The sequence below is a fragment of the Escherichia sp. AM3 genome, from assembly GCF_032029835.1.
Classification (GTDB): Bacteria; Pseudomonadota; Gammaproteobacteria; order Enterobacterales; family Enterobacteriaceae; genus Escherichia; species Escherichia coli.
This window is the reverse complement of sequence record NZ_JAVUPQ010000274.1, coordinates 1-1,594: the sequence shown is the minus strand read 5'-3', so window position 1 is coordinate 1,594 and position 1,594 is coordinate 1. Positions and strand designations below refer to the sequence as shown.

The window sequence follows — 1,594 nt, the reverse complement described above, 5'->3', positions numbered from 1 at the left end:
GCGCGGGACAGCGCAATCAACTGGCGCTGACCTGCGGACAGATCGGCTCCGCCGTTATTCACTGGTGTCCGGAATCCCTGCGGCAGATTGCACACCATCTCATACAGCCCTGCCCGCTGTGAGGCAATTTCAACGTCTTCATTGGTGGCGGATGGCCGTGAATAACGAATGTTTTCTGCAATATCACTACTAAACAGTGCTACATCCTGATCGACAAGCCCAATCTGGCGACGATACTCAGCGAGCGAGGCATCATCGAGCATTTGCACACCGATTCTGATGTTGCCGTGCGTGGGGAAATACAACCCGGCAATCAGCTTAATCAGCGTCGACTTACCCGCACCGCTGCGACCGACGACCGCAACAACCATTCCCTCTGGGATCGTCAGGGTAAGTTTGTTCAGAGCTGGCTCGTGACTGTCGGGATAACTGAACGTGACCTCATCAAGATGCAGTGCACCGGTGACAGGGAGGACCGAAGAGGAGCCGAGGTTCTCAGTGCCTTCTGTCGCCAGTAGTTCATCAATATGTTTGCCGCTGGCTGTCGCCTGCTGCCAGGCGTCGACAATCCCTGATAACTGCTGCACTGGCCCATAGAATTGCCCCAGCAACAGGAAGAAAGCCGCCAGTACCCCGGCAGTCATTTCTCCAGCGGCGACCTGCGAAGCTCCCACTAACAGAACAGCGGCATAGGAGGCCTCGGTGCAGAATGTCAGGAACGGAAAATAGACTGCAAGGTATTTTTGTGCTCGCACACGGGTTGCGCGGAAACGCTCCGATAACGCGCGCAGCCGGGCGCCCTCCAGTTCCTGCTGACCATGCGATTGCACGACACGCATGCCAGAGACTTTTTCCTGCAGGGTGCTGTTGACTTTGCCTATTTCCAGCCGTGCCTGTGCATAAGCAGGGGTACTGAGGCGGCGATAAATCATGGTTGCCAGTGCGGCCACTGGCACTGCGCTTAATGCCGTCAGCGCCAGGAACGGGTCGAGCCAGAACATGGTGGCGGCGATTGCGAACATCGTCACCAGACTGGTGGCCGCACCGGCAAGGCCGTTTTGCAGAAAGCGGGCGAGAGAGTCCACATCAACGGTCATGCGGGTAAGACGCGAATCGGCATGCTTTTCATGCCAGGGGAGTCCAAGACGCAGCATATGGCCGAAGCTGCGCAAGCGCACCGAATGCTGAACTGATTCCGCCGCTCTGGCGGCGAAGACCGTCTGCAGAGAATAACTGCACCAGCCCACAATGACCAGGCTCAGGGCGAGCAGGGCACAGAGGCCGATGGTCGACATATCGCCTGCGGCGACACCGGAGTCAATGCCGTGCTGCAACAGTATCAGCACCCCTACGCCTGCCGCAGAATCGAGTGCGATCAGCAGAGCGGCGATGACGAACATCCACGCCACAGGCTTCAGTAGTGACGTGACTTTGCGGCCTTTACCGGCCAGCGCCTGCTGTACTGCATTTTCCGGTACGCGGGTCATACGGGCGACAAAACCTTTATCCCCCGTATCCGTTACATCGTCTTGTGTCGCTGGTTCAGCCGGCCACAATTCGTTGTGGCTATTGTGGGACGTGGCCAGAAAATCGC

Annotated in this window: 1 pseudogene; it reads right to left on the bottom strand. The window is 57.7% G+C overall.

The features are described 5' to 3' along the window. Nucleotides 1–1,594: pseudogene (iroC, locus tag RTW80_RS25010) on the bottom strand (salmochelin/enterobactin export ABC transporter IroC); the annotation flags it as partial.